This window comes from Aestuariivirga sp. (genome assembly GCF_044239095.1).
In the GTDB taxonomy this organism is placed as follows: Bacteria; Pseudomonadota; Alphaproteobacteria; order Rhizobiales; family Aestuariivirgaceae; genus Aestuariivirga.
Genome location: NZ_JBIICB010000299.1, coordinates 1 through 5,017, shown reverse-complemented (window position 1 = coordinate 5,017; position 5,017 = coordinate 1). Strand labels below are relative to the sequence as shown.

The following is a 5,017-nucleotide window of genomic DNA, read 5'->3' as shown; positions in this document are numbered from 1 at the left end:
CCTTGAAGAACAACTCGCCGATGTGCGTCTTGCCCAATCTCTTTCCCCTGATCCCCGCGCCTGCCCGTGGCGGGGAGACGAGAACGCAAACGCAACACATCGAATCACCGCCTATTGATTCGAAATGATGGTGATTTGTCCAGATGTTCCGGATACTTGGAGTGAAGTCCACAGACAAAGCCGGATTTCGACTCGAATTCAACGGCTTGGGGCCGTTTGGGCTCTAGAACCGGTCGACCCGGAACGGTGTGAGGTCGATGTTGCTTTTCATGCCGGTCATCAGCTCGGCGATCAGCCGTCCGGTGCTCGGCCCCCAGGTGAGGCCCATGTGGCCGTGTCCGAAGCCGTACCAGACATTGGCCGCGGTCCTCGACGGGCCGATGACGGGAAGCGAGTCGGGTGTTCCGGGCCTGCGGCCCATCCAGCGCGTCGTCTCGCCATCGGGCGGGCGCAAGCCCGGCAGGACGGCCTTGAAGTGCGTCCACAATGCGTCTGCCCGCCGGTAGTCGGGTGCGGCATCGAGGCCTGCGAATTCATCCGTGCCTGCCAGGCGCAGGCCCATTTCCATCGGCGTTGCAGCGCCCGGTGTGCGCGCAGAGGTGATCGAGCGCGAAAGCGACACGCCGGAATTCGGCAGCACCATGTGGTAGCCGCGCTCCGCCTCGAGCAGCACCTTTTCGCCCAGTTGCCGCGCCAGCTGATGTGAATATGCGCCTGCACAGACGACCAGCCGGTCGATGCTGTGGCGGCCGCCCGCCTTGAGCTGGAGCCCGCTGACCCGGTTGCCATCGCGTTCGATGGACAGGACATCGTCTTCCAGGATGACCCCGCTATTGCGCACCACCTCAGCGGCGATGGACTTCACGGCGCGGCCGGGATTGGCCAGAAAATACCAGCCGCCATGGAAGGCGCCGCAATGGACACTGCTGCCGATTGCAGGCTCCAGCTCGCGCGCCTCGCCGCCCGATATGCGCTTCATCTCAAAGCCATGTTCCCGCTTGGCCTGGCGCTCGGGCTCCTCTGCGAGATATTGCGCCTCGCTGTCATAGAGGCGCAGCGTATCGCGGTAACCGATGAGGTCCGCTGAGCCGGCGGCCTTCAGCAGCGTCTCGAAATCGCTCACCACGCGCAACGCCAGATCGGCGCGCGCCGCGGTGATGGCCTTGACCCGGTCAGGCAGCGAGTTGCGGGCGAGCGCCATGAACCATGGCAGGGCCTTCGGCAGGTAGGACCAGCGGATGGTGAGCGGCCCCAGCGGGTCCATCAGCCAGCCCGGAACCTTGAGCAGCATGCGCGAATGCACGGTGGGCACAACTTCGGAGAAGGCAAGGCCACCGGCATTGCCGAAGGAGCAGCCTTCTCCCGGCGGCACGCGGTCGATCACGGTCACTTTGCAGCCCTGCCGCTGCAGGAAGGCGGCGGCCGAGACGCCGATGATGCCAGCGCCGATGATGGTTGCGGAATGTTGTGTCACACCCCTCGTCTTGCGCATTTGCGTCTGCGCCGCAAGGGTGTCAATCTTGCACGGTCTCCTTGGAGGGCAAGGCATGATCAGGACTGGCGAACAATACCGCGACTCCCTGCGCGACGGGCGCGAGGTATGGATCAACGGCGAGCGCGTGAAGGACGTGACCCGCCACCCGCAGTTCAGGCCCCTGGTCGACGTGCGTGCGCGCATCTACGACATGCAGCACGAGGCGGCGACCCGGGACGTGATGAGCTATGAGGAAGACGGCGAGCGCTTCCCCATCGGCCTGCGCCTTCCGTTCGCGAAGCAGGACTGGGAGGACAAGCGCCGCGCCGTCGACACGGTAATGCATGACATCGGCGGCGTGGTGACCCGGGTGGGTGACGAGACCATCGGCGAGATGTGGTCGCTGTGGGACGGCAAGGACATCCTCAACGAGATCGACCCGCGCTTTGCCGAGAACATCGAGCGCCACATCAGGCTCGCGATCAAGACCGATCCATTCCATGTTTCCGCCAACACCGATCCCAAGGGTGACCGCTCCAAGCGCCCGCAGGACCAGGACCCGGACATGCTCGTCCATGTGGTGAAGGAGACCGATGCCGGCATCGTCATCCGCGGCGCGAAATACGAGACGGCTGCGGCCTATTCCAACCAGGCCTTCCTCAAGCCGACGATTGCCAACTGGGGCGATGCGAAGCTCTCGGAATATGCGCTGGGCTGCATCGTCAGGATGGATGCGCCGGGCGTGAAGCACATCTGCCGCACCGGCTTCACCGGACGCGCGCCGGAGCGTGACTACCCGCTGTCGAACCGCTTCGACGAGGTCGACACGCTGATGATCCTCGACAACGTGCTGATCCCCTGGGAGGACGTGCTGTTCTACCAGCACACGCGCGCGGCCGCCTTCATCCGCCAGACGCTGCACCGGTATTCCGCCTTTCCCTTCGTGCAGAGGACGCTCTCCTATGCCGACCTCATCATTGGCGCAGCACTGTGGAACGCGCGCCAGACCGGCCTCGACAAGCAGCAGGCCGTGCAGGAGAAGCTCTCAGAGCTCGCCGTGTGGCGCGAGGGCATCCACGCTCACCTGACGGCCTCCATCGCGCTGGCCGAGAAGAGCCCCAATGGCCTTGTCATGCCCAACCAGTCGCTGCTGTTCACCGGGCGCGTGCATGCGCTGAACAACCTGCCGCGCATGATGCACATCGCGCGTGAACTGTGCGGCGGGCAGATCTGCGTGACGCCCGATTCGGCGATGTTCGACCATCCTGAAACCAAGGTGTGGATGGACAAGTACTATACGGTCAACGATGAATGGCAGGCGGAAGACCGCCGCAGGCTGCTGGCGCTGGCGCGCGATGCGCTGAATTCGGATTACGCCGGCCACAGGCTCACCTTCCAGCTCTTCGCCCAGTCGCCGCCATTTGCGCAATCCGCCGCGGTCTACCGCACCTTCGACTGGAACGGTCCGCTCAAATTCGCGCAGAAGGCGGGCGGCCTCTCCGAAAACATCTGGGGCGTTGCGCGCAAGGCCGCGGAATAAGCTTGAATATCTTGTGAGGACAACATGACGGCGCACACACGTATCCGCCCCTTCAACACGAAGGACACCTATCCTGAGCAGAAGCTCGACAACGACCTGTGCCAGGCCGTGGTGGCCAAGGGCACCATGGTGTTCGTCAGGGGGCAGGTCTCCCAGGACCTCGACACGCGCCAGTCGCTCCATGTGGGCGATGCGACGATGCAGACGCGGAAGACCATGCAGAACATCAAGATGCTGATGGAGGAGTCGGGCGGCAACATGGACCATATTTGCCGCATCGTGGTCTATTTGACTGACATCCGCTACCGGCAGGACGTCTACCGGGAGATGGGCCAGTGGCTGAAGGGCGTTTTCCCGTGCTCCACGGGTCTCGTCATCACCGCACTCGCCAGGCCCGAATGGCTGGTCGAGATCGAAGTCACCGCCGTCATTCCGGATTGAACCCATGACCTTCTCGATCGCCGGCCGCTGCGCCCGTTCGGGCGCCTTCGGAGTTGCCATCACCACATCCTCGATTGCGGTTGGCGCGCGCTGCCCGCATGCCCGCGCCGGGGTGGGCGCGGTGGCAACACAGAACGTGACCGACCCCGCGCTCGGCCCGCTGCTGCTCGACCTGATGGCGCAGGGCAGGAGCGCCAGCGAGGCCATCGCGGCGGTTGTGAAGGATCGCCCCTTCATCGACTACCGCCAGCTCACCGCGGTTGATGTGCAGGGCCGTTCCGCCTCCTGGTCGGGCACGCACATCCTTGGCACCCATGCCGTCTCGGAACGGCCCGATTGCGTGGCGGCGGGAAACCTCCTCAAGCATGCAACACTTCCCGGCGTGATGACGGATGCCTTCGCCGCCAATGCGGACCAGCACCTCGGCGAGCGCCTGCTGCGCGCCCTCGAGGCAGGGCTCGAGTCAGGCGGAGAGGAGGGGCCGGTTCATTCTGCCGCGTTGATCGTCCATCACCAGCAGGCCTTCCCGCTCGTCTCGCTTCGCGTCGACTGGGATGACACGAACCCCATCGCCACGCTCCGCCGCCTGTGGGCGGACTACAGACCACAGATGGGCGCCTATCTCCAACGCGCCATCGACCCGACCCAGGCCCCGAGCTACGGCGTGCCGGGCGACCCGTGAGCGTTCTTGGCCTGCCCCGTCATCCCGGCGAAGACCGGGATGACGCCCTAAAATTTTTGTAAGGACCTTCTCACCCACACGTTGCTGCGGCATTCTTTTTCCATCGGGATGGGAGGGGACCATGGCGAGGACATATGAAGGCGGCTGCCTGTGCGGGCATATCCGCTTTGCGGCGGAAGGTCCGGCCCTCAAGCCCCACAGCTGTTCCTGCAAGATGTGCCAGCGTCATTCGGGCGCCGTGACGCTGCACTGGGTCGAGTTTCCGGCGGAGAATGTCCGCTGGACGGGTCCGGGCGGCAAGCCCTCCACCTGGCGCTCCTCGGACTATTCCAGCCGCAGCTTCTGCCCCACCTGCGGGGCAACACTCGGCGCCATCGATGACAAGCCGGTGGTGGCGCTGGTGCTGGGCAGCTTTGATTCCAACAACCGCAAGGAACTGGCGCCGCAATACCACTCATATGTCGGCAAGAAGCCGAAGTGGTCAGCCCCCTGAGCCTGTCACCGAAAGCTTCTCGACCAGCCGCTCCAGCATGAGGTCGCACAGTGCCAGCTGGGCTTCGCTCACATGCTCGTCCGGCTTGTGGGCGACGGCGATGTTGCCTGGTCCGCAAACCACTGCTGGCGTGCCGAGCGCCTGCTGGAACAGGCCGCCCTCAGTGCCGAAGGTGATCTTGCCGGTGGAGTTCCCGCCGGTGAGGGCGTGCACGAATTTCACCGCCTCGCTGTCGACGGGCGTGTTCATCGCGGGGTAGTTCTGAAGGTCCATGAAGTCGAAGCGCGCGGCGGCGAAGACGTTGCGGCAGCCCGCCGCGATGGCCTCCGCAGCCGCCTTGATGCGGGTGACGATGGCGGCGGCATCCTCCTCGGGAAGATAGCGGAT

General features: G+C 64.7%; 6 protein-coding genes. 4 read left to right on the top strand and 2 right to left on the bottom strand.

Annotation, left to right across the window (positions count from 1 at the left end):
- Positions 1-223: 223 nt before the first annotated feature.
- Positions 224-1,492, bottom strand: a complete 1,269-nt coding sequence (locus ACILRA_RS19670; RefSeq protein WP_395663753.1) for an NAD(P)/FAD-dependent oxidoreductase — start codon at positions 1,490-1,492, stop codon at positions 224-226.
- A gap of 55 nt (positions 1,493-1,547) precedes the next feature.
- On the opposite strand from ACILRA_RS19670, the gene ACILRA_RS19665 reads away from it, so the two are divergent.
- The 4 genes from ACILRA_RS19665 to ACILRA_RS19650 all read left to right on the top strand — a co-directional run bounded on the left by ACILRA_RS19665 (position 1,548) and on the right by ACILRA_RS19650 (position 4,630).
- On the top strand, positions 1,548-3,014 hold the full coding sequence (locus ACILRA_RS19665) for a 4-hydroxyphenylacetate 3-hydroxylase family protein (protein ID WP_395663752.1): 1,467 nt from the start codon (positions 1,548-1,550) through the stop codon (positions 3,012-3,014).
- Between the two features lie 24 nt (positions 3,015-3,038).
- Positions 3,039-3,455 carry a RidA family protein gene (locus ACILRA_RS19660; protein WP_395663751.1) on the top strand — a complete coding sequence of 139 codons (417 nt, stop codon included), beginning with the start codon at positions 3,039-3,041 and terminating at the stop codon, positions 3,453-3,455.
- Between the two features lie 4 nt (positions 3,456-3,459).
- Positions 3,460-4,137 (top strand): DUF1028 domain-containing protein, encoded by a 678-nt coding sequence (locus tag ACILRA_RS19655; RefSeq protein WP_395663750.1) that lies wholly within the window; start codon positions 3,460-3,462, stop codon positions 4,135-4,137.
- Positions 4,138-4,258: 121 nt separating this feature from the next.
- Positions 4,259-4,630: a GFA family protein gene (locus tag ACILRA_RS19650; RefSeq protein WP_395663749.1), complete on the top strand. Its 372-nt coding sequence runs from the start codon at positions 4,259-4,261 to the stop codon at positions 4,628-4,630.
- Here ACILRA_RS19650 and ACILRA_RS19645 read toward each other — a convergent pair.
- Positions 4,619-5,017: M20/M25/M40 family metallo-hydrolase (locus ACILRA_RS19645; protein WP_395663748.1), on the bottom strand; the 399-nt coding region annotated here is incomplete at its 5' end. The genes ACILRA_RS19650 and ACILRA_RS19645 overlap by 12 nt on opposite strands.